The following is a 25,888-nucleotide window of genomic DNA, read 5'->3' as shown; positions in this document are numbered from 1 at the left end:
ATTGCTTTTTTTCAAGGTGTTGTTAACGTAATTTAAAATAATAAAATTTTCATGGCCTAGAATCATGATACTTTCTGCGCAAGCCGAGCATTCACTAAGTTATTCAAGTCACTGTTTAAAACAAGCTATTCCTCTCATGGTTAAGTACAAGATGCCAATAACACCGCTAAATTATGCGATTTGGTATGCGTATGTCAGCAATAAAACCCCCGAACTTAATGATGCTTTAGATAAAATTATTGATGAATTTAAAACGTGCAGCCACGAGCATGCTAAAGCGCTGTTCAACCAGTTTCTATCTAGTGATGATTTAGCATTGTTTTATCAGTTATCAGGTGGTTTTAATGATGTTGTTGGAAAGGTACATCAAGACATCAATGAAGCAATAAATTACTCAACAGAGTTTAACCAAACGCTTCAAGAATGCCATTTGAAACTAAAAAATGCAGATATCAGCCAAGAAACAGGCTTTGATGATGTACTTGATTGTGTAGAACGTCTAAGTGACGAGTCAGCGACCTTACAAAGTAGGGCACAGGACTTTCAAAATCAACTAGCACAAGCTTATGCAGAAATTACCGACTTAAAACAAGAGTTGATTAGATCGAAAGATAAAGCGCAAAGAGATCCATTAACAGGGTTATTGAATCGTGGCAAATTTGATGAGGATATAAAGCGTTTTTGTAAAAACAATGAATTAGCTCAAGTATCAGTATTAACCATGATAGATATTGATCATTTCAAATCATTTAATGATAACTTTGGACATCAAAAAGGGGACCAAGTTTTACGAGCAGTGTCTGCTAAGCTATTAAAGCATGTTTCCAGTATTGGCCAAGTCTATCGTTACGGTGGTGAAGAGTTTTGCTTTACGGCCCAGTTTGCAAGTATTAGTGATATGACTAATTTCACACAGCTACTTCGCCAAACTATCGCTAAATTACAAATCAAGAAGCCAAATTCTGATAAGGTGTTGAGTCAAGTAACGGCTAGTTTTGGTATTGCGATAAAAGCTAAAAATAGTAACCCTGAACAGCTCATTGCTAAAGCTGATAAGGCGCTTTACTTAGCTAAAGAACATGGTCGCAATCGCATAGAGATTGTCGAGGAGTAACAAACTTAATCGAAATATGTATCAAATTTGTGAATACTTGTAACCTACTGAGGACAGTTTGTTCACATCTTGATATTATGCTGACATTGCAAAATTTTCTTTGGTCGTAAAATAATAATGAAGTTTCTAACGATCAGGTTCTGCGTAGTTTTCTATGCTTTGGCGCTAGTATGTGTGGGTCAAGCGTATGCTGATGATTCTACTCGCACTGAACGTGAAAGCCGTATGGCAAATCAACAAATTGATACTGAGCAGTGGCACTTAAGTGTTAATACTGGGGCTGGGGTAATTACAAACCCATTGCATGGAGGTGACAATTTACCTTTAATACTGCTACCAGAGGTTGCTTTTTATGGTGAACAATGGTTTTTTGATAATGGTCGCTTAGGCTATTCCCTTCATGAAAGCGACACACATGTTGTTAACATTGTCACTGAATTTAACCCCGAGACCCGTTTTTTTATAGATTTTCATCCTAGTAATGTATTTGCCTTGCAAACGTCAAATAGCTTCGTTGTTGAATCAACGAGTAGTGATGAATTAGTTGAAAAGTCTGTTGTCACAACAAATGACGTAAAAAAAAGACGCTGGGCTTTAGATGCGGGCTTGAGTTATCACTATATCCGCAGTAATCATGTATTCTCTGTTCAGGTTCTAGCTGATGTCTCCGGGGTTTATAAAGGGGCTCGCAGTGCCTTACAATGGCAATCTCACCATCAGCTAGGTCGTTTAAGTATCGCACCGAGCTTAGGTGTTTGGTATAAATCGAACGAATTAAATGATTATTTTTATGGTTTATCGGCCGAAGAATCATCATACGGAGAAATAGAGGTTGGCAGTAGCTGGCAACCTTATGCTAAAATCGACGCCCGTTGGCCTCTAGGTGAGACTAACTCTCTTCGTTTTCATTTAGCATATTATGACTACTCAGCCGTGGATGACAGTCCGCTTTTTGAACACACGTATTCGATGACTGCTTTTATAGGATTCAATCATATTTTTTAATATGAAGTATTTTGTTTTTAGTCTGTGTGTGTTTGTTGCTGTTATTTGGGCTCCCCCAAGCTATGCACAAGCGACTCAGTTTGATATCACACCAAAAGTGTGTGTTGTATTACAACAGCACGAATTTTGTGATCTTGAATTAAAAATTAGCTGGAAAACTGCTCAACCTCAAGATCTGTGTTTATACCAAAATAACCAGCAAATTCAATGCTGGACTGATAGTAATAATGGGCTTTATAGCCATAAAGCGCGGGTTCAGGTTGAAACAATATACTCCTTAGTCAATCCGCACACGGGGAGCAAAGTTGCGACCACAAAAGTCGAAGTGCAAAGCACTGAAGCAAAAACAACGAGGCGTAGGTTACGTTCACCGTGGAGCTTTTTTTAAATCAGGAGCAACCAATGGCAAAGATTTTACTTGTTGAAGATGATCTCGGCTTACAGCAGTTAACACGCGATTACCTTCAGCATAATGGATTGGATGTTGCGGTCCTTGAACGCGGCGATGAAGTTTTCGAATACCTTGAGAACAATCCAGTTGATTTAATGATTTTAGATGTCATGTTACCGGGTAAAGATGGCTTTAGTGTTTGCCGTCAGGTACGCGATAAATTCAACTTACCAATTCTAATGCTCACAGCAAAAGGTGAAGACTTTGATCAAGTAATTGGGCTTGAACTAGGTGCAGACGATTATGTTATTAAGCCTGCAGAACCACGCGTATTATTAGCGCGCATCAACGCATTGTTACGCCGTGGTCAAGCTACAAACAAAGCACCAGAAGAGCTTAGCTTTGGCGATTTAACCATTGATAAAACTAGCCGCATTGTTACACTTAAAGGCAGTGAAATTACACTGACTTCTCATGAATTTGAGCTGCTTTGGTTGCTTGCTTCAAATGCAGGTGAAGTGTTAAGTCGTGAGCATGTTCATCAACATATGATTGGTCGTCAATATGATGGTTTAGACCGAACCGTTGACGTACGTGTATCGCGTATCCGTAAGAAATTAGGTGATAACAGTGATAAACCATACCGAATTAAAACAGTTTGGGGGCAAGGTTACCTGTTCGTTTCTGATGCATGGGATATGTAATCATTAATGGGGAAACTGTTTGCTAGCTTATATCTTTACATAATAGTTTCTCTGTTTCTTGTTAGTGGGGTCATAGAGCAGTTATGGCCCTATGAAGACACACAGCAACAAATCGCTCTAGATCAAGAGTTTGGTAAATCATTATGGCTATTAAGTCAAACTGATAATGGCTTAGCTAAATTACAGCAAGAGTTTAATAGCGAGCTAATTGATTTAACTGATCTCGCTCTACCAACAAACCTCAAAACACAATTACAAAATGATCACTATCTGTATCTTTTTAATCAGCAGCAGAAGGTAATTTGGTACATTACTATTAATGAGACTCAGCTATTACAAGTTGGTCCACTCTCAATATCAAATCCTAACTTTAGCTCTGTTTGGCCCTATTTTTTATTACTAGCCATTATTGGTCTTCCTATTGGTCTTTGGAGCTTGTTACTTTGGCGAGACTTTAACAAACTCACTTTAGCTTGTGAGGCGGTAGGCGGCTCGCAAGATTTCGAATTGCGTGATGCATCTAAATCATTTTTTTTGCCAATTACAGGCACGCTTAATGCTATGCAAGAGCGTATTCAGTACCTACTAGCTGCGCAGCAAGAACTGACTTCTTCTGTTTCTCATGAGTTTAGAACGCCGTTGGCGCGTTTAAAGTTTGCCGTTGCTATGCTTGAAGAGCAAATTGAAAATGAGAAATCTTATAGTTATATAGATAATATGCAGGCTGATATTGCTGAGCTTGAAGCGCTAGTGTCTGAGATGCTTGAATACGCACGACTTGATTCGCATCAACCAAGCTTAAAGCCACGTTCGTGTGACCTTACAGCGCTTATTAACAGTGTCGTGAATAAGCTCGAATTTGCTACTGATATCGATGTAGCAGTGAGTGCGCCTAGGCAGCTTTACTATGAGTGTGACGAGCATTTTATGGCGCGTTGTATTCAAAATTTATTAGGCAATGCACAAAAATACGCAAACCATAAAATTCATGTCAGCCTTGAAGAGTTGGGTGATTCAATACAAATACGTGTTGAAGACGACGGCCCAGGGATAGCTAAGTCTGAGTGGCAAAGTATTTTTAAGCCATTTACTCGTCTAGATAAAAGCCGTGACAAGAAAACTGGCGGCTTTGGCTTAGGCCTTGCGATTGTTGCTAAAATTGTTAGTTGGCATCAAGGGCAGTCTGAGGTGTGTGATTCACCATTAGGTGGAGCTAAATTTACTATTCATTTATTTAAAAGTAACTCGCTTTAAATTACAGGCATAAAAAAAGCGCCTAGGGCGCTTTTTAAAGATTAAAACCAAAAATAAACAAGTAGCAAAGTAATAGACCGCACCAATTTATAAAAGTTCGTAAAAAGTTTAATTATTTTCATTTAATAATGGCATGAGCATTTTTTCTAGGCCATTTAGCTTCACTTCATACATCATCGCCAGTTGTGCTCCTAATTTAGAGTCTGGAAATCCTTGCTGTTTAAACCAAACTAAATAAGGCTCAGGGAGTAACAATAAAGGGCGGCCAGCATACTTTCCAAATGGCATCTTAGTATTTATGGCACGTTTGAGTTCAGCTGTATCCATCTTTATCTCAAAGAAACTTTAAAGTTAGATGATACGGTAAAAATAAGAGAGAAAATAGGCTGTGACGGGCAAGAAACAGCCTATTTAGTGAGGGAGGTAGGCCCTCAGAATAGATACTACTAGAGTAATGCCTAGTAGTTAGTGTAATTGATATCGAGGTTTTTTTGAAAAACCGAGCTGTTGCAATTGCAATGCAATAGACGGATCATCAATTCTTTCTGGTGTTTCTGCATCTCTCAGAAAGTGATCATTAGGTACCTGATAGATATCGAGCATCTTGTTAAAAAGCACCGCCCTTATATCCATTGGGGTCATGCCATTTTGTTGTAATTCATCAAGCTGCTGCTGAATGTCTGAAAGTTTCCCAGAACGCGCATCATCCGTGTCTGCCAAAACTTCGTTGGTAAACTTATTCTTCATTTAAACAACCCTAATCAGTTTACAGTTACGCATATGCTAGTCGTAATATGCTTATACTGTGTCACTTCTTTGTGTTAAAAATAGATACTAAGCTATTAGTACTCTTAGGATTCTACTCTTTTTTTATTGGTGATTGCTAATCTACATGTAAAGCTTTGTAAATAGAGTTGACCTAATAAAGGGAACTAAAAAACAGGTGATTTTAACCTGACTATGCAACTTGCTGAAAATTTTAGAGATAATTATTGGTACCATCCTTAAGTACCAATAATTATTTTAGGTGCTAAGAAAAAAGTTTTTGCTTTACATGCTCTGCAAAACCACTTCCTGCCTCTAAATAAAAGTTATAAGTAGAGTCAACGCCCATATCTTCTAGTTCTTTTTGCTGATCTGGATAATTGGCAATTGCAGTAACTTGTCCTTGATAACCTGAGGCTCGTAGTTGCTCCAAAGCAAAAATATTCTGCATATGTTTAGGCATAGCGAGCATTACCATACCGACATGTGAATGATTTACACGTTGCCAAAAATCAGGGTCTGTTGCATCAGCGAGTAATACCCGACGACCACGTTTGATGTGCTTTTCTACTACATCAGGTTTGATATCAATACCCGCGACAAGATTTGGATGGGTTTGGCTAATCGTTTCATAAGCACCTGTGCCAATACGGCCCATGCCAAATATCACGATTTTAGTATCATTTAAATTAACAGGTAGTTCCTCAGCAAGACGGCTATCACTTTCAAATTTAAGTAGCCAATGTTCGATTTTGACATAAATCTCATTAGATCGTTTGTTAAGAGGCGAGGCTAAAACAAATGTGATTGAAACTGCAATAGCCATAACTGCCAGCCATTCAGAAGTAATTAAATTGCTGGTAGCTGCAACTGCGCAAACGATCAGGCCAAACTCACTGTAATTGGCTAAGCTAAATGCACTTAATAACGAAGTACGAGCACGTAACTTAAATGCGTTTGTCAGTACATAATAAAGTGCAACTTTTAGTGGCAAGACGAGTATAATGATAAGTGCAACAATCACTGCGTGACTTGTCAGTTCGGCATTCAAACCAATATTTAAGAAAAAGCCAACCAGTAACACATCTTTTAAATTCAGTAATGACTTTGATAACTCACCTGCTTTTTTGTGTGATGCGAACATCATACCGATAATCAACGCACCTAAATCACCTTTAAGACCTGCAAATTCAAATGCTTGGTAACCTAAAACTAATGCAAAGAAAAACCCGAATAAAGGTAATAGTTCACCGTGTTTTGAGCGATTTAATACCCAAAACATCACTGGACGTAAAATAGGCAATCCCACTAATAATGCCAGTGCCCACATGTTCGGTGCTTTACCTGTACTGATGGCTAAGAAGATAACAGCGAAGATATCTTGCATAACTAGAATGCCAATGGCGATTTTACCATGCAGGCTTGCCATCTCACCGCGTTCTTCCAATACTTTTACGGCAAATACGGTACTTGAAAAGCTAAAAGCAAAGCCGACTAACAATGCACTTTGCCAAGTAAGTTCACTAAATAAAGGCAGTGCAAGGGCACCTAGCAGTAACATAAAACCACTAAACAGCGTGCTGCTCAGAACAATGTGCATTGAGGCAGGCGCCCACACTTGCGGTTTCATTAAATTAGACACTTTAAGTTTTAGACCTATGCTAAAAAGTAATAGTGTTACACCGAGGTTTGCTAATGTATTTAGTAGTTCGGTTGTTTTATAGCCATAAAGATTAAGCGCAAAGCCTGCTAATAAAAAGCCGATGAGAGGAGGTAGCTTTAATTGATAAATGGCAAAGCCAAACACGAAAGCGGTAGCAAAGTAGATAAGTTCCATAATTGTTCTTTTAGCTTCATTTGCTAGCAGTGTAGCGAAATATTCGTTATTGGAAAACAATATCGAGCAAGAGGAGTTCAAAAAATAAGCACTTATCCATGATTTATTGATTAATCCGCCAAAAGCAACATTTTTTCGCTGACAATAGCTTTTAATTGTGGTTAAGATGCATTAACAAAGGAATTTAAGCCATAACTAAGAAGCTGGCTTAAGGAGAATAGATGTTTAAGAAAATCCTTGCATCAGTAGGTATTGGTGCAGCAAAAGTTGACACTGTACTTGAGACAGAGCATTTACAACCTGGTCAAAAATTTAATGCCGTGATAGTCATCAAAGGTGGTGATGTTGATCAAGAAATTTCGGGTTTAGACCTAGCACTTATGACCCGTGTGAAAGTTGAAAGTGATGACGGTGAGTATTTTACAAACCATGTGATAGAAAAATGGCGAATTACAGATATTGGCATGATTGCAGCGGGCGCTGAAAAGCATATCCCATTTGAAGCTCGCCTACATTCTGAAACCCCGATCACTGAAATTAACGCTGGTTATAACCAATCGCATGTTTGGCTTGAAACAGGCTTAGACATTGATCTAGCCCTTGATCCAACTGACCGTGATGCATTACACATTTATCCTAATGACGCTGTAAGCACGTTAATGGAAGCGATGGATAGACTTGGTTTTAGCTTAGTGAAAGCAGATGTAGAAAAGGGTTATTTAAAAGCACCTACTTTTCAATCGCATTCAGGCTGTTATCAAGAACTTGAATATCGCCCAAATAGCCGAAGCCTATTTGGCTTACAAGAGATTGAGTTGTCGTTTGTGCCTGAAGCACATAAAACTCATGTATTAATCGAGCTTGACCGTGCCTTTAGAGGGGATGGTTATGTCGATTTAACGATTGAGCATGATCATGTAAACCTGTCGCAGCTGTGTGATCAGCTAGAGCGATTATTTGCTTAAAGATTAACGACTGAATAGCGAGTTAAAACCCAGCTACGGCTGGGTTTTTTGTCTTCATTAAGGAGCATTATGTTTTCTATTAAAAGTTATAACGAACTCAGTAAAGATGAGTTATTTGCCATTTTACGGGCGCGGGTTGATGTATTTGTGGTAGAGCAAACTTGCCCTTACCCAGAAATTGACGAAGTGGATAACAATGAACTGACCCAACATGTGTTCTTGTTTAAAGGTCAGCAGGTGGCAGCCTATGCACGATGCTATAAAAAGAATGAACAATTTAGCGCATTTGGTCGTGTGCTGGTAGCAGAGCAATTTCGTGGTGAAGGACTCGCAACCAAGCTAGTGCAAACCGCGATTGATACATGTAAGAGGCATTGGCCTGATAAAGCGATTATGATTGGTGCTCAGTGTTACCTAACAGGGTTTTATCAGCAATTTGGTTTTGAAAATGTGGGGAATGATTACTTAGAAGATGGTATTCCACATCAGGATATGTGTTTGAAGTAGCCTATGGGGCCACTTCAAACATAAATGCTTACTAGCTTAACAAAGAGTTCGCGAATACGAGTGCAATGGCGAGTGGGCAAATAAACTTGATATACCATGGCCATACTTTCCAAAAGAAACTACTAGCAGCTTCTGGGCACCCTTGTTGAATTTCTTTTAGTAACGACCCGCGATGCCAAATCCAACCAACAAAAATACAACACATTAAGCCTAGAATAGGTTGACCAATCTTAGTTGTTAAGGTGATCACAAAGCCAAATAAGGTGCCTAGGTTAAAGACAATTGTAAAACTGATAAGGGCAATAATACCGCCAATGATCCAAGTCGCTTGCACTCGCTTTAGCGCAAAACGTTCAACAGCATAAGAAACAGGTGCTTCTAGCATCGAAATTGATGACGTTAATGCTGCAATACTCATTAACGCGAAAAAAGCAAAACCAACAAAAATACCCACATCACCCATGCTGGTGAAAAGCGCCGGTAACACTTGGAATACTAAGGTATCTTCTGAAAGTAGTGCACCTTCTGCAGAGAAAATCTCAACACCTTGTGCCTGGGCTACATACATCGCAGGAATAATAAGTAAACCGGCAACAAATGCAATGAACACATCGATTAAAGTCACATAAGCGCCTAACGATACTAAGTTCTCCTTTTTGCTGATGTATGAGCCGTAGATGATCATTACGCTGGTACCAAGCGATAGTGAGAAAAATGCTTGCCCTAACGCATTCACTAATAACTCAGGGTTTAAAATCGATGAAAAGTCTGGCACTAAATACGCTTTTAGGCCTGCCATTGCGCCATCTTGAGTCATTACATAGATGATCAGCATAAACAAAATACCTAACAGGGCAGGCATTAAGCGCTTCGACCATTTTTCAATGCCGTTTTCGACGCCTTTAGAGATAATCGCAACGGTTAAAATAATAAATGTAGCAGTAAATATAAGGTTTCTTGATAGTGACTGCTCACTAAGCCAAGTGCTAGCTTGCTCTTGCCCCACTAATTGTGCTGCGGGTTCAAGTGTAGCGCTCAGCATCCAGCCAGCCACTATCGCATAGAAGCTTAGGATTAGGCCCGCACAAATAATACCGCCAAAGCCAACTATGAAGGCAAACTTTTTTTGCCATGCTTGATTTGTTACTTTTCGAAGTGAAGTAACTGCATTAGCTTGACCATGACGACCAATCACTAACTCAGCCATTAAAGCAGGATAAGCAAGACAAAATGCTAACACTAAATAAGCCACTAAAAATGCGGCACCGCCATTACTTGCAGTTTGTGTTGGGAAACCCCAAATATTTCCTAAGCCAACAGCAGAGCCTGCTGCAGCCATAATAAATCCAAAGCGGGAGCTGAACTCCCCACGTGATGCGCTCATATTATTGTTACTTCTCTATTTGTGACGGCGCTGACAATCTACTTGAATTAACACTAAATAAAAAGAGTTAATCTAGGTCAAATTCGTTCTATATATTGTTATCTTTGAAGTCAGCGTACATTTCGTGCAATTGTTCTCTACAATACGAGACAATTAACGTAATTGAAACATGTTTAAAGGCTTTTATTTTGAATTGAAAGAGTAAAACACGCGCCTCTGAGCTGTTCGCTCTTTGAAACGCTGACGGTGCCGTGGTGCCAGTCAGCAACTTTAGAGACAATGGCTAAACCTAGCCCGTAGCTTTCTCCATCCCGATTTCGATGTGTTTGTTCTTGGAAAAATGGACTAAATACTTTTTGCCAGTTTTGTTCGCTGACACCCGGGCCGTCATCTTCAATCTTTATGGTAACGAGTTCACTGGTACTGGTTGCACTGAGTAAAATTTCAGATTCAGCAAAGTCGCAAGCATTACTTAATAAATTAACAATGGCCCGAGCTAACCAGTGCAAATCAGCACAAATATCATCGCCTTCAACGCGGTGATTAATGCGTAAGCCATGTTGTTCTACTTTAGGTTCAATTTGATGAATGAGTGTAAGGATGTAGGTTTCTAAATCAGAATGATTGAAGGTCAATTGATTCGCTTTTTGCTCAAGGGTAGCAAATGCCAGATAACTCTTTAGCATTGACTCCATTTGATCTAAGTCGTTTTCCATGCGAGCAAGATACTCAAGGCGCTTTTCTTCACTACTACAATCTTGCGCTGCTTCAAGACCAAACCGCAAGCAGGCGATAGGTGTGCGAATATCGTGAGATAAACTCGATGCCATCAACTTATTCTCATCAAGCAGTTTTTCGATTTGGCTAGCCATACGGTTGAATGTTAGCTCAACATCTTTGATATAGGTAAAATGAGATAAGTGAATACGACTTTTTAAATCGCCTTTGGCAAAGCGTTTTGCTGCTTCGTTTAAAACGGTTAAACGCTTGGCTAGTGGCGCAATGATAAAGCCCATAAATACGCATAACCCAGCGTAGAACAACAAGGTGAGTAACACATCGTTGCCTTGTTCGTGTGTTAAGTCTTTATCTAAACGCATTTTTAAGTGGTGCGTGCCTAAAGCGGCTTCACTATAAAGTAAATAGTAGCCTTGTTGATCTTCGAGGATCAGACCGCTAGGTTGGGTTATTTGTGATAATAGAGAATGGGGAAGTGCAAGCGATTGCGTCGGGCGATACTCAAGTTGCACTGCAAAGTCTTGATTAATATCCGTGATAGCTTGCTCGCGCTGTTTAGCGTCAAGCTTGGCGATTTGTTTTGCAAAACCTTTAATCATTTGTGTTTCGCTAGAAAACACATCTTGAGGAGCTTGGGTTTGCTGACTGAAAGCATCAATTAGCCAACCCAAAACAATGATTGAAAGTAAAGCACTACCAAGTAGCGAAAGATAAAACTTTTTCACAGGCGCTCAATGCTATTGCCATGCCGTGGCAACAAGTAAATAGCCTTTGCCCCAGATGGTTTTAATTTTTTCAGGGTGTTGTGGGTCATCATTAAATTTTTTACGTAACGATGAAATGAGCACATCCACACTTCTGTCTAAGCCATCATACTCTCGACCTTTCGTCGCTTTAAACACAGAGTCGCGGGATACAACTTGGCCTGCATTACTTGCTAAGTAATGGAGTAGAAGGTATTCAGCACTTGAAATATGAACTTCTTCATCTGCCAAGTAAACGGTACGTGATTCAGTATTAATTGATAACTTACCCACATTTATTAGTTCAGAGTTGGCTGTTGACTCTTGCGTATCAGTTTTAGAGCGCAGTGCCGCTTTAATACGTGCTAATAATGCACGGGGACGAACGGGCTTCATCATATAATCGCTTGCACCCACTTCAAGGCCAATCACTTCATCCATTTCATCATCACGAGCGGTTAGCATAATAATTGGGGCTTGATAAAACTGCCTTAAGTCACGGCACACACTAATACCGTCTTGTCCTGGTAGCATAATGTCTAACAAAACCAAGTCTGGGTTTGTTTTACGTACTTGCTCAACAACTTGGTCACCGCGTTGACATAGTGTTGTTTGGTAGCCTTGTTCGATTAAATATTCTGCAACCCAGTTGGCAAGAGATATATCATCTTCAACCAATAAGATGGTCCCATAATGTTCCATTATTCACTCCTAGTTAAAACAATCGCCAACGTCGTTTCTTCTGACGATTTTTATAGACCCATTGCAATTGTATTTCGGTGCTTGCGACAACTTTACCGTTATTACTATTTATTAGCTCGAAACCAACACTTTCAGCAGAATCAAACTGGTATCTAAATAGCCCTTTTTGTTGCATTAACCAGCATTGCATGATGTGCTTACTTTGAGCGTTGCGTAAGCAGTAATTGCCAGTATTATGTTGTTGCCAGGTTATATCCACCTCGGCAAAGCAATTTCTACCTTCACGTAAGGCCACGCATGTATCAGGCAATGCAACTAACGCATTATCTGTATTTGCTTGATCTTGGGCAAACACGGGTTTTGCAAATAATATTGTTAACGTTACACAATACTTAAAAAACATAACGCACGCCTACCTTGGCTTTATGCTGATACTCTTGCGAAATAATTGGGCTTTGATGAATGTCTTTAGAAAACCAGGTCGAAAGCCAGCCAGTTAGAAACACCCAATGCCTATTTATAGGGTATTCAGCATGGAATTCAAAAATTAAACTGTACGAGGTATCAGGATCATAGACAGGGCGTGTTAATAAAGATTCTGATGGTGAAATTCCAAAGTAATAGTCAGTAAAATCATTAGAGTAAGCACTTAAGCCAACACCAGAGCGGAACTCCCAATTTCGCCAAGGGATAATCTGACTAAAAAATGAATTCATCACCCAGCCGTTGTGGGTACCAGAAACATCATGTAAATACTCAAATGAGATTTGTGAGTTTTCGAAACGGCGTGATAGGCGAAGGCCAACATCAAAATCATAATTACGGCTTTTTATACCTTCGAGTTCTGCGATGACTTCGTCACCGTAAAAAGTTAAGCCTGTATCATCAAAACCAGATTGAACATTTGTGCCTACTAGGTCTAAGCCCCATTCAAATTTGTCGATAACACTATAACCCAGAGTCAAACCACCACTAAGTTGGCTTTGATCATAATCAAGGTAAAAATTGTTGTAAGTAACGGCAAGGTGAATATCTGGTTCAAAGCCATCATTGTAAGAGTCCATGCCTATTAAATACGAGTCTTCAATGTAATACCCAGCGCCTATGCCCCAATCCCATGCAAAGCCTTGGCTAGGCTCTAGTGTATTGTCGGCATAATAGCGATTACTTGCTAGGCTTGGGGTACTTAGCAAGGTTAAACATATTAAAAATAGGGTACTTTGAGCTCGCAACGTGGCTTCCTTGTCTGTCTGTAAGAAAGGGTAATAGCATATAGTATATTGTTAATGAGTTCCTGTAATCTGTAAAAAAATGTAGCAACAGACGAATGAAATGATGTTGAGGAGATAGTGAAGGGCGCTGTTTGCCTATGGGCAGACAAACAGCGAAAGTTACTTATTGAACTTTGATTTTATCGATTAAGATACTGCTAAGATAGTATTGCATCATAGGCGTAAGAGCACTAACTTCAGTACGGGTACACGGGCCTTGTTCTTTTTTTAACATGTCCATGCGTGTAATGGTCTGATACTCAGGTATCGTCACGTCTTTATTCACACGTGCCATACGTGCTTGCTCTGAATTTTGCTCATGCACAAAACTGGCTACTTCAAGTTCATTCTTTATTAGTTGTTGTTGCTCAAAGCTGTAGATTAGCGGCTCGCGGTGAAAGCTTGCGCTATCAATTGACGATTTTGCAAACCAGACAACGTCACCTGTTTTTTTATGAGTTAGGCGCATACTTACTTGGCCTAAAATAGTCGCACATTGTTGAACAGGGTATTGCTTGGCGACTTCATCGAATAAAGAAAGTGGCTTTTTGGGTTTCACCAATTGGTATTCTGTTTCTTCAATAAGCTCAAGATCAAGCTGATGGATAGATAGGGTATAATCTGCTTGTGCGCCTTCGGCTACGACTTTTAACTGCTTAGCTGTAAGTGCCTCAGTTAGTTGAGAGTACAGTGTATCTGTGACACTGGTTTTGTCGGCAACTATCATGACGGTTTGATTTTTACTTACTGTATGAGCTGGTAGCTGTACCGATTTTACTTTAGGTGATGCATGCTCTGTTTGATACTCAACTTGAAAACGCTGGCTCTGTAAGCTCGGTTTTTTTGGCATTGTAAGTAACGGCGCTGGCTCTGGTTTAAGGGCGCAACCGACTGAAATTAAAACAAAAAATAAAAGCACGAATAAGCGCATAAAAAATAATCTACCCATAAATAATTAAGATTAAGCGTATTGTACGTTAGTCGAGGCAAAAGTTCATGATATTATGTTATAAGAAACTTCCTAAACAGACTTAAAAAAATAAATAATGAAGTACAGCTTATTTTTAATTTCCTTTCTTTTTTCTTTAACACTGCTTTTTGTTAGTGGTGAAGCTGCTTCGAGTGATAAGCAATGGCAAACATTCGTTGCTGATTATAATAAACACCTCACCCGAAAACTAAAAAGTAAAGGGATCCCAGGTGGCTCATTGGCAATTGTAAATATTGGTCATGATGATTTTATTAACGGTATTGGTCGAACAAAAATAGAAAAAGGCCGCAGAGTTGATAAACATACCCGCTTTCGATTGGCATCCGTCTCAAAAACCTTTGCGGGTTCATTAACCGCAAAACTGTCAGCACAAGGGGAGTTTAATATTGATGACCCTATCAGTAAGTTTATTCCTGCTTTTGCTAATACTGCTTATAAAGATGACTTAAAAATTTATCACATATTGAGTCACTCTAGTGGCTTGGTACCTAACGCATACGATAACCTAATTGAGTCGCGTATGAGCTACCCAGATATTGTCGAGCGGCTATTGACTGTTGAGCCTATCTGCAAACCAAGTGAATGTTACGGTTATCAAAATGTGATGTTTAGCTTGATTGATTCTGTGATTTATCAATCAACACAGATGGATTACTCACACTGGATTTCGGAGTATATTTTTGCACCATTAAAAATGGCGGATGCGAGTGTTGGTTTTGAGGGGATGGTGAAAGATGATAATTATGCTCACCCTCATGTGCGCGGCAGAAAACGATGGTATACATCACGCTTGAAGAAAAACTATTATAAAGTGCCTGCGGCTGCAGGAGTGAACGCCAGCGCAAATGACATGGCGATTTGGTTGAATGCACAGTTAGGGCAATACCCTGACGTATTACCACTCGAGGCATTGATCAAACAAACCCGCCCTTACACACATACTAAAAAAGAAACTCGTCGTAGGGTTTGGCGCGAACATGTAAAAGATGCTTATTATGGATTAGGTTGGCGTGTTTATAATTATGATGATGAAGTGCTTTACTACCATAGCGGTTGGGTACAAGGTTATCGCAGCGATATTGTTGTATTTCCGCATCTAAACATCGGGTTTAGCTTAGTTCTTAATGCCGAAACTGGGTTAATTAACGAGCTTACTACCGAGTTTATCAATCGGGTTCTTAAATTCACGCGAGAGCAAAAATAGCTTAGGTAAAAAAGTTTAGTTACAAATTAATGGAAAATTATTTTTGCCTACAAAAAAGCCAGCAAATTTGCTGGCTTTTTCTGATTCGAAACTCCACAAGGCAGGATTAACCGCGCGGTAATTGAATCTTTTTCTCTTCGCTTTGACGATACAGTACAATTGTATGACCAATTGTTTGTAGTTTTGTTGCGCCTGTCTCGCGAACAATTGCATCAAAAATCAATGTTTTAGTTTCACGTTCATCTGTAGGAACTTTAACTTTGATTAACTCATGAATTTCTAGAGCGCTTTCGATTTCAACTAAAACGCCTTCGGTTAATCCGTTTGCACCAAGTAATACAACAGGTTTTAAACTGTGCGCTTGGCCTTTTAAAAACTGCTTTTGTTTGTTCGATAATTTCATCATGTTACAAATTTTGCTGAATATGGCTTGAATTAAGGGTATTCTAACGCCATCTAGAGAATATTACTAATTAGTTACGTATTAATTTTATGGCAAATAAAAAACATTCAGCCAGTTCTAAGCGTTGGCTGAAGGAACATTTCGACGATCCTTATGTTCACGAAGCGCAAAAGAAAGGTTGGCGCTCTCGTGCGGTATTCAAATTAGACGAAATTCAAAACAAAGATAAATTAATCAAACCATCGATGACGGTGGTTGATTTAGGTGCTGCGCCAGGAAGTTGGTCACAGTATTTAGCTGAAAAGGTTGGTGATAAAGGTCAGGTTATTGCTTGTGATATCTTGCCTATGGATTCCTTAGCAGGTGTTGATTTCTTGCAAGGTGACTTTCGTGAAGAAGCGGTACTTGATGCACTATTAACACGTATTGACGGAAAAAATGTTGATGTAGTTTTTTCTGATATGGCACCCAATATGAGTGGTAATACATCAGTGGACCAAGCGGGTAGTATGTATTTAGTCGAATTAGCATTAGATATGTGCCACCAAGTTTTAAAGAAAAATGGTGCGTTTTGTGTCAAAGTCTTCCAAGGTGAAGGATTTGATCAATACTTACAAGAAGTACGTAATAGCTTTAAAGCAGTGAAAATTAGAAAGCCCGATGCGTCACGTGCCCGCTCTCGGGAAGTATATATAGTGGCGACAGGTTACAAACTGTAGTACAGTTGTGCTGCGTTAAGTTGAATTTAAATTAATTGGATACAAGAGGTTAACTCCTTGAGCGATATGGCGAAAAATCTAATACTCTGGCTGGTCATTGCAGTAGTGCTAATGTCAGTGTTCCAGAGCTTTAATGGTGGTGATCAGGCAGATCGCCAAACAAGTTACACTCAATTTGTTAGCGACGCTCGCAGTGGCGCTATCCAAGAAGTCTCAATTGAAAGCACCACAGGTACGATTACTGGTACTAAAACAAATGGTGAGCGCTTTCAAACCATCATGCCTATGTATGATAAAGACATCTTGAATGATCTTTTAAAAAGCAACGTTAATGTCAAAGGCGTTAAGCCAGAAGAGCAGTCATTCCTCGCCAGCATTTTAATCTCTTGGTTCCCGATGTTACTGCTTATTGGTGTGTGGATTTTCTTCATGCGTCAAATGCAAGGCGGTGGCGGTAAAGGCGCGATGTCTTTCGGTAAGAGTAAAGCGCGCCTGATGAGTGAGGACCAAGTTAAAACAACGTTTGCTGATGTTGCTGGTTGTGACGAAGCGAAAGAAGATGTAACTGAACTTGTAGACTTCTTACGTGACCCATCAAAATTCCAAAAGCTAGGTGGTAGCATCCCGAAAGGTGTGTTGATGGTTGGTCCTCCTGGTACAGGTAAAACGTTACTAGCTAAAGCTGTAGCTGGTGAAGCTAAAGTGCCGTTTTTCACAATTTCAGGTTCTGATTTCGTAGAAATGTTTGTAGGTGTTGGTGCTTCACGTGTACGTGATATGTTCGAGCAAGCGAAAAAAGCAGCACCTTGTATCATCTTTATTGATGAAATCGATGCAGTAGGCCGTAAACGTGGCGCTGGCATGGGTGGTGGTCACGATGAGCGTGAGCAAACACTTAACCAAATGCTTGTTGAAATGGACGGCTTTGAAGGTAACGAAGGTATTATCGTTATCGCTGCAACGAACCGCCCAGATGTGTTAGACCCTGCGTTATTACGTCCTGGCCGTTTTGACCGTCAAGTTGTTGTTGGTCTTCCTGATATTCGTGGTCGTGAACAAATTCTTAAAGTTCACATGCGTAAAGTGCCACTAGGCGACAACGTAGAAGCTGCGGTAATTGCACGTGGTACGCCTGGTTTCTCTGGTGCTGACCTTGCAAACTTAGTTAACGAAGCCGCTTTATATGCAGCTCGTGGTAATAAACGCGTTGTAAGCATGGCAGAATTTGACGCTGCAAAAGATAAAATCATGATGGGTGCAGAGCGCAAGACCATGGTGATGAGTGAGCAGGAAAAAGAAATGACTGCTTACCATGAAGCGGGCCACGCGATTGTTGGTCGCATGGTGCCTGAACATGATCCAGTGTATAAAGTGTCTATCATTCCTCGTGGTCGTGCTTTAGGTGTCACTATGTACCTGCCTGAGCAAGATCGTGTAAGCCATTCAAAAGAGCTATTAGAGTCAATGATCTCGAGTCTTTACGGTGGTCGTATTGCAGAAGCGCTAATCTATGGTGATGATAAAGTGACAACCGGTGCTAGTAACGATATTGAACGTGCAACAGATATTGCTCGTAAAATGGTTACCCAATGGGGTCTCAGTGAAAAACTAGGTCCATTACTTTACGCTGAAGATCAAAACGAAATGTACATGGGTGGCGGCGGTAGCCGTGCTATGAGCATGTCTGATGAAACAGCAAAAGTTATCGACAGCGAAGTTCGTTTATTCTCAGACCGTAACTATCAACGTGCAGAGCAAATCCTTAAAGATAACATTGATATCTTACATGCGATGAAAGATGCACTCATGAAGTACGAGACGATCGATGCGGGTCAAATTGATGACTTAATGGCACGTCAGCCTGTACGTGAGCCACGTGATGTTCATGACCGCCGTTCAGACGATAAAAAGCCGAGTGCGAAAGCTGAGTCTGTAGTTAATGAAACTAAATCTGATGATTCAGTAAAAAAGGATGAAACAAGCCTTGATGACAAAGCTGAATAATCGCTAGAATATAAAAAGCAAAAGCCCCGGATGCCGGGGCTTTTTTGTAGCATAAAATTGGCTCACTATTCCAGTGGAGTCCAGTGAAGCAAATGCATGGAAGTTTAAGTAAAAATGACCGCTCTTAAATTACCGCGAGGTCGCATTTTACGCCTCGATTCCCCTGTTGTTATGGGGATTTTAAATGTCACTCCTGATTCATTCTCTGATGGTGGTAGTTATTGCCAACTCGACAGCGCTGTCAAACAAGCTAAAACGTTATTAAATCAAGGCGCAAAAATAATTGATATAGGTGGTGAGTCAACCCGCCCTGGGGCACCTGATGTATCTCTTGAGGATGAGCTTGAACGCGTTATCCCTTTAGTCAAAGCGCTAAGAGCATCCAGCGATTGTATTATTTCCATTGATACCAGCAAAAGCGAAGTAATGCGCCAAGCAATAATTGCAGGGGCTGATATCATTAATGATGTCAGAGCACTGCAAGAGCCTGGAGCGATAGAGGTATTGTCACAATACCCAGAAGTAGCAATTTGCTTAATGCATATGCAAGGTCAGCCTCGTACGATGCAAAGTAACCCACATTATGATGATTTATTTGCTGATATTAACGAATTCTTTGCAGAGCGTTTAGGCGCATGTGAGAAAGCGGGCATTCAGTCTGAACGTATTATTTTAGATCCAGGTTTTGGCTTTGGTAAAACACTGACTCATAATTACCAAATCTTAAATAAGTTTGATGTATTTAACCAATTCAAATTACCGGTTCTTGCGGGATTATCTCGTAAATCAATGATCGGTAACTTATTAAATAGAGATACCAATGAACGCTTAGCGGGAAGCCTTGCAGGCGCGCTGATAGCAGCACAAAACGGTGCAAAAATCATTCGCGTTCATGACGTACAAGAAACAGTTGATGTGCTTAGCGTTTGGCAAGCATGTATTAAAGGAATTACAAATGAGTAAAACAAGAAAATATTTTGGCACGGACGGTGTACGTGGCATGGTTGGTGAATTCCCAATCACTCCAGAGTTTGCCTTAAAGCTTGGTTGGGCTGCAGGCCGTGTATTATCGAAAATTGGCACCAAAAAAGTCATTATTGGTAAAGACACCCGTATTTCTGGCTACATGCTCGAAACCTCACTTGAAGCAGGCTTAATTGCTGCTGGTATCGATGTTGTTTTATTAGGCCCAATGCCAACGCCGGCGGTTGCATATCTTACGCAAACGTTCCGTGCTGAAGCGGGTATTGTAATTAGTGCATCTCATAACCCTTACCATGATAACGGAATTAAATTCTTTTCAAGCAGAGGCTTAAAATTACCAGATGATGTTGAGCTTGAAATTGAAGCTATGATGGATGAGCCAATGACCTGCGTTGCCTCTGACAAGCTTGGTAAGGCCCGTCGCTTAGAAACGGCTGATGGTCGCTACATTGAGTTTTGTAAGAGCCAATTCCCACAAGGTTTATCGCTTGAAGGCTTAAAAATTGTTCTCGATTGCGCAAATGGTGCTACATACCACATTGCACCTTCAGTAATGCGTGAATTAGGCGCTGACGTTATCTGTCATGCTTGCGAGCCAAACGGAGTAAATATCAATCTAGAGTGTGGTGCAACCCATGTTGAAACGCTTAAACGTAAGGTCTTAGAGCATAATGCTGATGTTGGTATTGCTTACGATGGCGATGGTGACCGAGTAATGATGGTTGACCACAATGGTCGTGTATTTGATGGTGATGACATTGTTTATATCATTGCTTGCCAAGCCGCTAATGACGATATCTTAGGTGGCGGTGTTGTTGGCACTGTTATGTCTAACATGGGCCTTGAAAATGCATTAAAAGCGCGCGGTATTGGCTTTGCTCGTAGTAAAGTAGGCGACCGCTACGTGATGGAACTACTGCAAGAGAATGGCTGGAAAATCGGTGGTGAGAGCTCAGGCCATGTATTAAATCTTGATTTAATCAGTACGGGTGACGGCATTATCTCAAGCTTGCAAGTGTTAGCGGCAATGGTTGCACAGAATAAAACGTTGCAAGACTTAGGGGCAGGTTTTACAAAGTACCCAATGAAAATGATCAATGTTCGTTACCCACAAGGTACCGATCCAACGCAAGATCAAGCTGTAGTTGAGATGGTAGCGCATGTTGAAGAGCAATTAGGTGATACAGGCCGAGTATTACTTCGAAAATCAGGTACAGAGCCTGTTGTTCGAGTAATGGTTGAAGCTGAGCAAGAAAAAGTTGTACTTGATAGTGCTCGCAAAATAGCTGAAGTTGTCGAAACTGTGAGCAAACAAACCGAGGCATAACAATAACCTCTTGTAACTTCGGGCAAGTCGAGTTAGTATCTTGCCCGCTTTCAAATGTGGAGTGGAATAATGGCAACACGTAAGCCGATGGTCGCAGGTAATTGGAAAATGAACGGCTCTTTAGAGCTTGTTGAACAGTTATCAACTGCTATTAAAAATGTTCAAACGGATGAACTGGATATAGTGGTGTTTCCACCATTCCCATTGTTGAGTTCTTTGCAGCAACAAAAGGTCACGTTTGGTTCGCAAACAGTCTCTGAAAATCAAGCAGGCGCATTTACGGGTGAAGTAGATGCTCAGCTAGTCAAAGACCTAGGCGCAGCTTATACGTTAGTTGGCCATTCTGAACGTCGTAGCATTTACGGTGAGTCAGATGACGTTGTTGCAGATAAGTTTGCGCGAGCGCAGCAAGTTGGCTTAACTCCTATCCTATGTGTGGGTGAAAGCGAGCAGCAACGTGAAGCAAACGAAACTGAATTAGTGGTTGCAGCTCAAATTGATGCTGTAATTAGCAAATTAGGTGTAGCAGCACTGAAGAATTCTGTGGTAGCATACGAGCCCGTTTGGGCCATTGGCACAGGTAAGACTGCCTCTCCTGAGCAAGCGCAAGCTGTGCACAAATTTATCCGTGAGAAGATTGCTTCTTCGGATAGCGATGTAGCACAGCAGTTAACCATCTTATATGGTGGTAGCGTAAATGAAAAAAATAGCGAATTATTATTTGCACAACCAGATATAGACGGCGGCCTTATTGGAGGCGCGAGTCTTAAAGCAGATTCATTTACTGCTATCTGTGAAAGTGCAAAAGGGACCGTATAAGATGTACGAAATTTTATTAGTAGTTTATTTAATTGTTGCTTTAGCATTAGTTGGTATGGTTTTAATCCAACAAGGTAAAGGCGCAGATATGGGTTCATCATTTGGTGCTGGCGCTTCTGGTACCGTGTTTGGCTCATCAGGTGCTGGTAACTTCATGACTAAAACAACAACAATCTTAGCGACGATCTTCTTCGTACTAAGTATTGTTCTAGGTAACCTTACTGCAGGTCAAATCAAAAAGACTGATGAGTGGGAAAACCTAGAAGCTGCGCCAGCTGTTGAAACTGTAACGCCAGCACAATCTGATGTGCCTGCGACAGAAGATAAAACGTCTGACGTACCTAACTAATTAGCTTTGCTAATTAGCGTTAAGCAGTTTTCATTCCTCAAGTAAACTTAAAGCTTAACAACATACAGAATTGTATGCGGATGTGGTGGAATTGGTAGACACGCCATCTTGAGGGGGTGGTGGCTTCGGCCGTGGGGGTTCAAGTCCCCCCATCCGCACCAAAATTAAAAAGCTGTAACTCACTGAGTTACAGCTTTTTTCGTTTTAGTGCTTCATAAAATAAAATGCGCACCTTTATAGTGCTTTTATTCTAATGTCATTCCCGTGCACAAAATTAACTAATTGATTATTAATTGAAATAAAAATTGGAGTCTTCCTTGCTTAACTAGAGTTGATATCATTACTTTGAGGAAGCAAGATGGCCAGAATGAGTTATTTAAGTGCTATAGAACGATATGAAGAGCAACAGCAGCTTATTCATGAACTGCTTCTTTCTATACTTGCCAGTGTTCAAGCGTCTTTAACTAATAATCAAGAATATCAGCAGCTCGTCAGTCAATATCCATTTCTAGAATTGCAATATTGCTTGAATGAACAAGGCATTCAACAAGGTGATAATGTTTGCTTTAAACGTCAATATAAAAAGAAACTCACTCATATTGGTGCAGGGCAGGATTTAAGCGCTCGACCTTATTTTTTACTCGCTTCTGCTACGCCGGAGCCGCACTTTACATCGCCGTATATTTCCACGGCGACAAAGCACTTGTGTATTTCTGTTATTAAAACAATTCCTGCAGGTAATAATTTGCAGCAGTTCTTAGTCATCGATGTGTGTTTAACAGAACTGATTGAATTTATTATGGGAGACACCAAACGAGCCAGAATGACACCTTACTTTAAGGTAGGTTATGGCTTGATTGTCACTTGTTTGTTTTGCTTGGTGTTCTATCTGTTATATAAAGTGTTTGCCGGAATGGTGGACTTAGTGATTAGCGAAGACACCCAGTCAGACCCGCTTAAACCATTTACTATTATTATCTTTGTTACTTTAGCGTTGGCTATTTTTGATTTAGGTAAAACAATTCTAGAAGAAGAAATCCTCATGCATAAGGATATTTTTCGCCACAGTTCAACAAGACGTACGATCACACGCTTTATCTCAACAATTTTGATTGCAGTATCGATAGAAGCCTTACTAACCATGTTTAAAGCAGCACTCGGGCAAACTGAGTATGTTATACCTGCTGTATTGATGATGTTTGCTGTGGTAGGTTTGTTGATTGCACTGGCAATTTACGTTTACCTAGGCGCCAAAGCTGAAGATGTGCTGACCCAGGTACAGCGCTTAAAAGTAAAACACTAATGATAGGGCGCTTTGTTTAAAACGCAGCGCCCTGAAATTGATTAAAGTGTACCGCCAATGCCAATACTTGGGTTAACGTACACAGGGCCTACTTTAAACGGCGCATTAATATCTAGGCTTGCATAGGGGGTGCAGGCATTTAAAACTAACACTACAGCCGCAAGAGCAGCTAGGCGAATTATTTTTTTATTCATTACATTTGCTCCTGAATAACAATACCAGCACCCGCTGGATCACGAATAATTGCGACACTGCCACTTCGTACTTTGTCACTTGGTGCCATCAATACGATGCCGCCTGACGAGGTTACTTTTAATAGGGTTGCATCAATATCGGCTACTTTAATGTAATTCACCCATGTATTACCAATCTCGGCATCTGGTTTTTTTACAAAGCCAATCGCAGGTGTGCCATTTAAGGCTAAGTAGCTGTAATTGCCATTTTTAAGCGGTTTACTTTGTGCTGAATAATTACCAAGTGATTGGTAAAAGGCTTTGCTCTGCTCTGGGTTATCACTCCATACTTCTTGCCAAATCCAGCCGTTATCAGTTTGCTGAGTTTCAGGGTCACCATTTACGGCATTGATCAGTGAAAAAACAGCCCCTTGTGGATCTTCTAATACAGCAATAGTGCCACGGCCTTTAATTTCGGTACTGCTTACTAAGACTTTACCTCCGGCTTTGATAGTTTTTTCACTAACGCCAGCGATGTTTTTACTACTGATAAGGCTCAGCCAATGGCTGGCATTTTGTTTATTATCAAGCTCTGCCATACCGGCAATTAATTTTCCATCTAATGATGCCAGCGTGTAGCTGTCGTTAACGGCTTGAAATTGCCATCCAAACACGCTGGCATAAAATGCTTGAGATTGTGCCAAATTAGGTGTGATCAAATCATGCCACACTACGTGTCCTGAGTTCTTTGTTCCTGAATCACTGATTGCGGGTAGTTCGCTTGAAGTAAGCTGGCATCCGGTCAATGAGGCCGCAGCGACTGCCATTAAAATTGCAGCACGTAAGGGGGTGAGTAATTTCAAAATTTGCTCCTTGCAAAATGGGGTCAAATATAAGCATAGACTATTAAAAGTTTTTAATTTTAAATTTTCTAAGCAGAGTACTAAAACCAGTTAGATTTGAGTTTTTCGTTTATTTTAAGTTTCTTTTCTCTTTGAAACTTTTTACGTGAAATGTTTAGCGTTCTTAAAATGATGGATATTTTAAATATTTATTTCAAATAGAATTTTTTTATTTTTGAAAATAATAATGTTTAGATTCTAAATGCTGCGAGTAAACTCTAAAAAATATTTTTGTGTAGGGTTAAACAAAAAGCAACCTAGTAAAATAAAATTCTCTTATATGCTTTAGATGTATTAACAAGTTAGTTCATAAGGAATATGACTAGTTATGAAAATTACTGCGATTTTGTTGATTTTACTAATGTGTATAAGATGTTTTGCCTCTGATGAAGCTCATTTATCACTTGTAGGAGAAATTAAAGCTAAATGTGGCTTTAGTGCTAACTCAACAGAGCTTTGGTTTTCAGATAGCGGATTTGCTAATACAGAGCTGGTTGTTAACTGTAATACACCAATACAAGTGTCTTTGCACTCTGAATATGGTGGTTTACTTCATCAGCAAAGTACATTAGTCAAAGATTATAAAGTGGATATATCTATTGAAGGTGCCCAGCTAGATAACTCTTTCAGAGCAAACAAACTAATAGATACACATCAGTTCTTCGTTGACGAAATTGTATTTCAGCAGGAGATAAAATTACAGTTAGAGCTTATAGAACCTTTAGTGTATGCAGGAGAGTATAGGGACATCTTGCGTATCAATATGACACCTTCTTCCGTATCTGGCGGGATTAGGTAAGTAGTGAAAACTTTTAAAACACGGATAAGGAATAAAGTAATGAAAAAGTTAATGACACTAACAGCTATTGCAGTTTTAACTTCAGGTGCAGCATTCGCTGAAAACTTAAATGTGGGCGGTTCGGTCGCATCTATTTGTGAAGTAAGCAATATCAACACAACCGCTTATTTTCCGGCTCTTGCCAAAGACCAAACTAAAATGATCAACTTTGATTTGCAGTGTAACGATGCTGATGGTGCGACAATGTCGCTCACCACAGCTGAAGGACATCTTCAAAATGCAGACCAAGAGGACCAAGGCGTTGGTTACACAGCAGAGTTAAATGCAAATCCTTTCTCTTTCACACTAACCGCTGATAACGGGATTAACGACCAAAGTGTTGAGCAAAGTCAACCTGGTTCAGTGGCATTAGCAACCGGTGGTATTGCAGGCACTATTGAATTAACGGTTACAGAGGACCCGGTATTTGCAGGCACTTATGCAGATACTTTAATGTTAGCAATTACCGCTAACTAATATGATTGATTAGGG

Annotated in this window: 29 protein-coding genes and 1 tRNA gene; 18 read left to right on the top strand and 12 right to left on the bottom strand. The window is 40.1% G+C overall.

The window, feature by feature from the left end:
* The first annotated feature begins 64 nt into the window (after positions 1-64).
* From IMPJCBKJ_RS04685 to IMPJCBKJ_RS04665, 5 genes are all read left to right on the top strand, one after another.
* On the top strand, positions 65-1,114 hold the full coding sequence (locus tag IMPJCBKJ_RS04685; protein ID WP_054551717.1) for a GGDEF domain-containing protein: 1,050 nt from the start codon (positions 65-67) through the stop codon (positions 1,112-1,114).
* 225 nt (positions 1,115-1,339) lie between these two features.
* On the top strand, positions 1,340-2,119 hold the full coding sequence (locus IMPJCBKJ_RS04680) for a MipA/OmpV family protein (protein WP_138617086.1): 780 nt from the start codon (positions 1,340-1,342) through the stop codon (positions 2,117-2,119).
* A gap of 1 nt (position 2,120) precedes the next feature.
* Positions 2,121-2,507, top strand: a complete 387-nt coding sequence (locus IMPJCBKJ_RS04675; protein WP_054551716.1) for a DUF3019 domain-containing protein — start codon at positions 2,121-2,123, stop codon at positions 2,505-2,507.
* 14 nt (positions 2,508-2,521) lie between these two features.
* Positions 2,522-3,214: a response regulator gene (locus IMPJCBKJ_RS04670; protein WP_054551952.1), complete on the top strand. Its 693-nt coding sequence runs from the start codon at positions 2,522-2,524 to the stop codon at positions 3,212-3,214.
* A gap of 6 nt (positions 3,215-3,220) precedes the next feature.
* Complete coding sequence (locus tag IMPJCBKJ_RS04665) at positions 3,221-4,468, top strand: ATP-binding protein (RefSeq protein WP_166338997.1); 1,248 nt, start codon at positions 3,221-3,223, stop codon at positions 4,466-4,468.
* Positions 4,469-4,576: 108 nt separating this feature from the next.
* On the opposite strand, the gene IMPJCBKJ_RS04660 is transcribed toward IMPJCBKJ_RS04665, so the two are convergent.
* The 3 genes from IMPJCBKJ_RS04660 to IMPJCBKJ_RS04650 form a co-directional block, all read right to left on the bottom strand.
* A complete protein-coding gene (locus tag IMPJCBKJ_RS04660) occupies positions 4,577-4,795 on the bottom strand; it encodes a DUF3820 family protein (protein ID WP_054551714.1) in 219 nt (72 codons plus the stop codon).
* Between the two features lie 138 nt (positions 4,796-4,933).
* Positions 4,934-5,215, bottom strand: a complete 282-nt coding sequence (locus IMPJCBKJ_RS04655; RefSeq protein WP_054551713.1) for a hypothetical protein — start codon at positions 5,213-5,215, stop codon at positions 4,934-4,936.
* Positions 5,216-5,498: 283 nt separating this feature from the next.
* The gene (locus IMPJCBKJ_RS04650) at positions 5,499-7,070 is read right to left on the bottom strand and encodes a cation:proton antiporter family protein (RefSeq protein ID WP_054551712.1); all 1,572 of its coding nucleotides are present in this window, start codon (positions 7,068-7,070) and stop codon (positions 5,499-5,501) included.
* A gap of 221 nt (positions 7,071-7,291) precedes the next feature.
* On the opposite strand from IMPJCBKJ_RS04650, the gene IMPJCBKJ_RS04645 reads away from it, so the two are divergent.
* On the top strand, positions 7,292-8,035 hold the full coding sequence (locus tag IMPJCBKJ_RS04645; protein WP_054551711.1) for a sporulation protein: 744 nt from the start codon (positions 7,292-7,294) through the stop codon (positions 8,033-8,035).
* Positions 8,036-8,104: 69 nt separating this feature from the next.
* Positions 8,105-8,542: a GNAT family N-acetyltransferase gene (locus IMPJCBKJ_RS04640; protein WP_166338995.1), complete on the top strand. Its 438-nt coding sequence runs from the start codon at positions 8,105-8,107 to the stop codon at positions 8,540-8,542.
* Positions 8,543-8,573: 31 nt separating this feature from the next.
* On the opposite strand, the gene IMPJCBKJ_RS04635 is transcribed toward IMPJCBKJ_RS04640, so the two are convergent.
* The 6 genes from IMPJCBKJ_RS04635 to IMPJCBKJ_RS04610 all read right to left on the bottom strand — a co-directional run bounded on the left by IMPJCBKJ_RS04635 (position 8,574) and on the right by IMPJCBKJ_RS04610 (position 14,311).
* Entirely contained in the window at positions 8,574-9,926 is a 1,353-nt protein-coding gene (locus IMPJCBKJ_RS04635) for a sodium-dependent transporter (RefSeq protein WP_166338993.1), read from the bottom strand.
* Positions 9,927-10,099: 173 nt separating this feature from the next.
* Complete coding sequence (locus tag IMPJCBKJ_RS04630; protein WP_166338991.1) at positions 10,100-11,389, bottom strand: ATP-binding protein; 1,290 nt, start codon at positions 11,387-11,389, stop codon at positions 10,100-10,102.
* A 12-nt stretch (positions 11,390-11,401) separates the two neighbouring features.
* Entirely contained in the window at positions 11,402-12,109 is a 708-nt protein-coding gene (locus tag IMPJCBKJ_RS04625) for a response regulator transcription factor (RefSeq protein WP_054551708.1), read from the bottom strand.
* A 13-nt stretch (positions 12,110-12,122) separates the two neighbouring features.
* Complete coding sequence (locus IMPJCBKJ_RS04620; RefSeq protein ID WP_138601568.1) at positions 12,123-12,512, bottom strand: DUF3019 domain-containing protein; 390 nt, start codon at positions 12,510-12,512, stop codon at positions 12,123-12,125.
* Complete coding sequence (locus IMPJCBKJ_RS04615; protein ID WP_166338989.1) at positions 12,502-13,341, bottom strand: MipA/OmpV family protein; 840 nt, start codon at positions 13,339-13,341, stop codon at positions 12,502-12,504. The genes IMPJCBKJ_RS04620 and IMPJCBKJ_RS04615 overlap by 11 nt, the downstream gene beginning before the upstream one ends.
* A 163-nt stretch (positions 13,342-13,504) precedes the next feature.
* Positions 13,505-14,311, bottom strand: a complete 807-nt coding sequence (locus IMPJCBKJ_RS04610; protein WP_166338987.1) for a hypothetical protein — start codon at positions 14,309-14,311, stop codon at positions 13,505-13,507.
* A gap of 115 nt (positions 14,312-14,426) precedes the next feature.
* On the opposite strand from IMPJCBKJ_RS04610, the gene IMPJCBKJ_RS04605 reads away from it, so the two are divergent.
* Positions 14,427-15,575, top strand: coding sequence for a serine hydrolase domain-containing protein (locus tag IMPJCBKJ_RS04605; protein ID WP_166338985.1), 1,149 nt, complete (start codon positions 14,427-14,429; stop codon positions 15,573-15,575).
* A gap of 106 nt (positions 15,576-15,681) precedes the next feature.
* Here the strand turns inward: IMPJCBKJ_RS04605 and yhbY are convergent, their stop codons facing one another.
* The gene (yhbY, locus tag IMPJCBKJ_RS04600) at positions 15,682-15,978 is read right to left on the bottom strand and encodes a ribosome assembly RNA-binding protein YhbY (RefSeq protein WP_054551950.1); all 297 of its coding nucleotides are present in this window, start codon (positions 15,976-15,978) and stop codon (positions 15,682-15,684) included.
* Positions 15,979-16,067: 89 nt separating this feature from the next.
* On the opposite strand from yhbY, the gene rlmE reads away from it, so the two are divergent.
* The 8 genes from rlmE to IMPJCBKJ_RS04560 all read left to right on the top strand — a co-directional run bounded on the left by rlmE (position 16,068) and on the right by IMPJCBKJ_RS04560 (position 23,483).
* A complete protein-coding gene (rlmE, locus tag IMPJCBKJ_RS04595; protein WP_054551703.1) occupies positions 16,068-16,697 on the top strand; it encodes a 23S rRNA (uridine(2552)-2'-O)-methyltransferase RlmE in 630 nt (209 codons plus the stop codon).
* 66 nt (positions 16,698-16,763) lie between these two features.
* Positions 16,764-18,701: an ATP-dependent zinc metalloprotease FtsH gene (gene ftsH / locus IMPJCBKJ_RS04590; protein ID WP_166338983.1), complete on the top strand. Its 1,938-nt coding sequence runs from the start codon at positions 16,764-16,766 to the stop codon at positions 18,699-18,701.
* Positions 18,702-18,815: 114 nt separating this feature from the next.
* Complete coding sequence (folP, locus tag IMPJCBKJ_RS04585) at positions 18,816-19,664, top strand: dihydropteroate synthase (RefSeq protein WP_166338981.1); 849 nt, start codon at positions 18,816-18,818, stop codon at positions 19,662-19,664.
* Positions 19,657-21,012 (top strand): phosphoglucosamine mutase, encoded by a 1,356-nt coding sequence (gene glmM / locus IMPJCBKJ_RS04580; protein ID WP_054551700.1) that lies wholly within the window; start codon positions 19,657-19,659, stop codon positions 21,010-21,012. The genes folP and glmM overlap by 8 nt, the downstream gene beginning before the upstream one ends.
* Positions 21,013-21,081: 69 nt before the next feature.
* Positions 21,082-21,831: a triose-phosphate isomerase gene (gene tpiA / locus IMPJCBKJ_RS04575; protein WP_166338979.1), complete on the top strand. Its 750-nt coding sequence runs from the start codon at positions 21,082-21,084 to the stop codon at positions 21,829-21,831.
* Between the two features lies 1 nt (position 21,832).
* Positions 21,833-22,180: a preprotein translocase subunit SecG gene (secG, locus tag IMPJCBKJ_RS04570; RefSeq protein ID WP_054551698.1), complete on the top strand. Its 348-nt coding sequence runs from the start codon at positions 21,833-21,835 to the stop codon at positions 22,178-22,180.
* A 76-nt stretch (positions 22,181-22,256) separates the two neighbouring features.
* Positions 22,257-22,341: transfer RNA gene (locus IMPJCBKJ_RS04565), tRNA-Leu, on the top strand.
* 197 nt (positions 22,342-22,538) lie between these two features.
* Positions 22,539-23,483 (top strand): general glycosylation pathway protein, encoded by a 945-nt coding sequence (locus tag IMPJCBKJ_RS04560; RefSeq protein ID WP_166338977.1) that lies wholly within the window; start codon positions 22,539-22,541, stop codon positions 23,481-23,483.
* Between the two features lie 41 nt (positions 23,484-23,524).
* Here the strand turns inward: IMPJCBKJ_RS04560 and IMPJCBKJ_RS04555 are convergent, their stop codons facing one another.
* The gene (locus IMPJCBKJ_RS04555; protein ID WP_166338975.1) at positions 23,525-23,677 is read right to left on the bottom strand and encodes a hypothetical protein; all 153 of its coding nucleotides are present in this window, start codon (positions 23,675-23,677) and stop codon (positions 23,525-23,527) included.
* On the bottom strand, positions 23,677-24,519 hold the full coding sequence (locus IMPJCBKJ_RS04550) for a VOC family protein (protein WP_240920996.1): 843 nt from the start codon (positions 24,517-24,519) through the stop codon (positions 23,677-23,679). The genes IMPJCBKJ_RS04555 and IMPJCBKJ_RS04550 overlap by 1 nt, the downstream gene beginning before the upstream one ends.
* A gap of 367 nt (positions 24,520-24,886) precedes the next feature.
* Between IMPJCBKJ_RS04550 and IMPJCBKJ_RS04545 the strand changes: the two genes are divergently transcribed.
* Positions 24,887-25,357 carry a hypothetical protein gene (locus IMPJCBKJ_RS04545; RefSeq protein ID WP_166338973.1) on the top strand — a complete coding sequence of 157 codons (471 nt, stop codon included), beginning with the start codon at positions 24,887-24,889 and terminating at the stop codon, positions 25,355-25,357.
* A gap of 39 nt (positions 25,358-25,396) precedes the next feature.
* Positions 25,397-25,873, top strand: a complete 477-nt coding sequence (locus tag IMPJCBKJ_RS04540) for a hypothetical protein (RefSeq protein ID WP_166338972.1) — start codon at positions 25,397-25,399, stop codon at positions 25,871-25,873.
* Positions 25,874-25,888 lie beyond the last annotated feature (15 nt).

It is taken from the genome of Pseudoalteromonas sp. MB47, assembly GCF_011319765.1.
In the GTDB taxonomy this organism is placed as follows: Bacteria; Pseudomonadota; Gammaproteobacteria; order Enterobacterales; family Alteromonadaceae; genus Pseudoalteromonas; species Pseudoalteromonas simplex.
Note: the sequence above shows the minus strand (reverse complement) of the source record. Positions and strands in the feature narration are given on the sequence as shown.

What these genes read in the sequence shown, in the direction of transcription:
- IMPJCBKJ_RS04685 (WP_054551717.1), top strand. Translation starts at nt 65, where the DNA reads ATGATACTTTCTGCGCAAGCCGAGCATTCACTAAGTTATTCAAGTCAC.
- IMPJCBKJ_RS04680 (WP_138617086.1), top strand. Translation starts at nt 1,340, where the DNA reads ATGGCAAATCAACAAATTGATACTGAGCAGTGGCACTTAAGTGTTAAT.
- IMPJCBKJ_RS04675 (WP_054551716.1), top strand. Translation starts at nt 2,121, where the DNA reads ATGAAGTATTTTGTTTTTAGTCTGTGTGTGTTTGTTGCTGTTATTTGG.
- IMPJCBKJ_RS04670 (WP_054551952.1), top strand. Translation starts at nt 2,522, where the DNA reads ATGGCAAAGATTTTACTTGTTGAAGATGATCTCGGCTTACAGCAGTTA.
- IMPJCBKJ_RS04665 (WP_166338997.1), top strand. Translation starts at nt 3,221, where the DNA reads ATGGGGAAACTGTTTGCTAGCTTATATCTTTACATAATAGTTTCTCTG.
- IMPJCBKJ_RS04660 (WP_054551714.1), bottom strand. Translation starts at nt 4,795, where the DNA reads ATGGATACAGCTGAACTCAAACGTGCCATAAATACTAAGATGCCATTT.
- IMPJCBKJ_RS04655 (WP_054551713.1), bottom strand. Translation starts at nt 5,215, where the DNA reads ATGAAGAATAAGTTTACCAACGAAGTTTTGGCAGACACGGATGATGCG.
- IMPJCBKJ_RS04650 (WP_054551712.1), bottom strand. Translation starts at nt 7,070, where the DNA reads ATGGAACTTATCTACTTTGCTACCGCTTTCGTGTTTGGCTTTGCCATT.
- IMPJCBKJ_RS04645 (WP_054551711.1), top strand. Translation starts at nt 7,292, where the DNA reads ATGTTTAAGAAAATCCTTGCATCAGTAGGTATTGGTGCAGCAAAAGTT.
- IMPJCBKJ_RS04640 (WP_166338995.1), top strand. Translation starts at nt 8,105, where the DNA reads ATGTTTTCTATTAAAAGTTATAACGAACTCAGTAAAGATGAGTTATTT.
- IMPJCBKJ_RS04635 (WP_166338993.1), bottom strand. Translation starts at nt 9,926, where the DNA reads ATGAGCGCATCACGTGGGGAGTTCAGCTCCCGCTTTGGATTTATTATG.
- IMPJCBKJ_RS04625 (WP_054551708.1), bottom strand. Translation starts at nt 12,109, where the DNA reads ATGGAACATTATGGGACCATCTTATTGGTTGAAGATGATATATCTCTT.
- IMPJCBKJ_RS04620 (WP_138601568.1), bottom strand. Translation starts at nt 12,512, where the DNA reads ATGTTTTTTAAGTATTGTGTAACGTTAACAATATTATTTGCAAAACCC.
- IMPJCBKJ_RS04610 (WP_166338987.1), bottom strand. Translation starts at nt 14,311, where the DNA reads ATGCGCTTATTCGTGCTTTTATTTTTTGTTTTAATTTCAGTCGGTTGC.
- IMPJCBKJ_RS04605 (WP_166338985.1), top strand. Translation starts at nt 14,427, where the DNA reads ATGAAGTACAGCTTATTTTTAATTTCCTTTCTTTTTTCTTTAACACTG.
- yhbY (WP_054551950.1), bottom strand. Translation starts at nt 15,978, where the DNA reads ATGAAATTATCGAACAAACAAAAGCAGTTTTTAAAAGGCCAAGCGCAC.
- rlmE (WP_054551703.1), top strand. Translation starts at nt 16,068, where the DNA reads ATGGCAAATAAAAAACATTCAGCCAGTTCTAAGCGTTGGCTGAAGGAA.
- ftsH (WP_166338983.1), top strand. Translation starts at nt 16,764, where the DNA reads ATGGCGAAAAATCTAATACTCTGGCTGGTCATTGCAGTAGTGCTAATG.
- folP (WP_166338981.1), top strand. Translation starts at nt 18,816, where the DNA reads ATGACCGCTCTTAAATTACCGCGAGGTCGCATTTTACGCCTCGATTCC.
- glmM (WP_054551700.1), top strand. Translation starts at nt 19,657, where the DNA reads ATGAGTAAAACAAGAAAATATTTTGGCACGGACGGTGTACGTGGCATG.
- tpiA (WP_166338979.1), top strand. Translation starts at nt 21,082, where the DNA reads ATGGCAACACGTAAGCCGATGGTCGCAGGTAATTGGAAAATGAACGGC.
- secG (WP_054551698.1), top strand. Translation starts at nt 21,833, where the DNA reads ATGTACGAAATTTTATTAGTAGTTTATTTAATTGTTGCTTTAGCATTA.
- IMPJCBKJ_RS04560 (WP_166338977.1), top strand. Translation starts at nt 22,539, where the DNA reads ATGGCCAGAATGAGTTATTTAAGTGCTATAGAACGATATGAAGAGCAA.
- IMPJCBKJ_RS04555 (WP_166338975.1), bottom strand. Translation starts at nt 23,677, where the DNA reads ATGAATAAAAAAATAATTCGCCTAGCTGCTCTTGCGGCTGTAGTGTTA.
- IMPJCBKJ_RS04545 (WP_166338973.1), top strand. Translation starts at nt 24,887, where the DNA reads ATGAAAATTACTGCGATTTTGTTGATTTTACTAATGTGTATAAGATGT.
- IMPJCBKJ_RS04540 (WP_166338972.1), top strand. Translation starts at nt 25,397, where the DNA reads ATGAAAAAGTTAATGACACTAACAGCTATTGCAGTTTTAACTTCAGGT.